Source organism: Psychrobacter sp. PSP, from assembly GCF_024085615.1.
Classification (GTDB): Bacteria; Pseudomonadota; Gammaproteobacteria; order Pseudomonadales; family Moraxellaceae; genus Psychrobacter; species Psychrobacter pacificensis.
On record NZ_JABLTF010000003.1, the window covers coordinates 1 to 1,309 of the forward strand.

1 protein-coding gene and 1 other annotated feature are annotated in these 1,309 nt (G+C 46.0%); the gene reads left to right on the plus strand.

The genetic code is table 11. The annotated features are described in order from the left end of the window. Positions 1-50: 50 nt before the first annotated feature. A protein-coding gene (locus tag HL061_RS00040; RefSeq protein WP_093071473.1) for an IS3 family transposase occupies positions 51-1,270 on the plus strand; the annotation gives its coding sequence in 2 pieces (ribosomal slippage) (positions 51-336 and positions 336-1,270; 1,221 coding nt in all). Beyond that, positions 326-442 (plus strand) — a sequence feature (AL1L pseudoknot). It overlaps the preceding gene by 117 nt. Positions 1,271-1,309 lie beyond the last annotated feature (39 nt).

Here is a 1,309-nt window from a genome sequence, read left to right on the forward strand (position 1 = left end):
TGAACCGCCCCGGTATTGTCGGAGACTTAACATTCTGAGAGAATACGACAATGAAAAGACAAACCTACACTCCTGAGATTAAAGAACGCGCCGTCCGTATGCTGATCGAAGCAGCAAACGACTATCCCTCCACATGGGCAGCCATTCAAGCCATTGCCCCTAAGATTGGCTGCACGCCTGAAACCCTGCGCTCATGGCACAAGAAGCATATAGATCAAACTATCCCTGCATCGGTACAAGCTCAAAGCCAAGAGCAACGTATTAAAGATCTTGAACGTGAGAACAAAGAACTCAAACAGGCCAATGAGATCATACGTAAGGCAGCCGCTTTTTTCGCCCAGGCGGAGCTCGACCGTCCACCGAAATAATGGTCACATTTATCGATGATCACAAGCAGAAATACGGGATCGAGCCAATCTGTAGAGTACTACCGATTGCCCCATCAACCTACTACCGTACTAAAGACTTGGAGAGTTACCCTGAAAAGCGCTCGTTGCGTCAGCAGCATGACGATTATTATATCAACGAGATTAAACGCATCTGGCAGGACAGTAAATGCCGTTACGGTGTTCGTAAAGTCTGGCAGCAGATGAAGGCAGATGGTATTCATGTGGCTCGTTGTACGGTAGAGCGTTTAATGAAGCAGTATGGTATGCAAGGCATCTGGCGCGGTAAGGGCAAGATCACCACCAATAGCCGTGATGACCAAAAATGCTCTGATGACCTGATTAATCGTAATTTTAATGCCCATCGTCCTAATCAGCTATGGGTAGCTGACTTCACCTATATAAAAACAACTAGCGGCTGGGTATATACCGCTTTTATTATTGACGTGTTTGCCCGTAGCATTGTCGGTTGGAAAGTATCTAATCGCATGAACACGGATATGGTTATGGCTGCGCTAAATCAGGCGATAGCAGACAGGAACAACCCCAAAGATGTGATTCATCACAGTGATCGCGGGGTTCAGTACTTATCCATTCGTTATACTGATAAGATGAAGGACTCTAGCATCATTGCCTCGGTCGGCACGACTGGTGATTCATACGATAACGCACTGGCTGAAACGGTTAACGGGCTGTATAAATCTGAGGTAATTGACTATTTAAAGGAGAATTGGACTGGCGTTAATGATGTTGAACTGGCAACCCTTGAATGGGTGGACTGGTTTAATAAAACACGTCTGCATAGCACGATTGGTTATGTGTCACCTTTTGAGTTTGAAAAGCGGTATTACGATAATTTAACCCTGTCAGGCATCGCTGCCTGACTCAAGTAAATCACTCTCCGATATAGTCGGGGCGGTTCA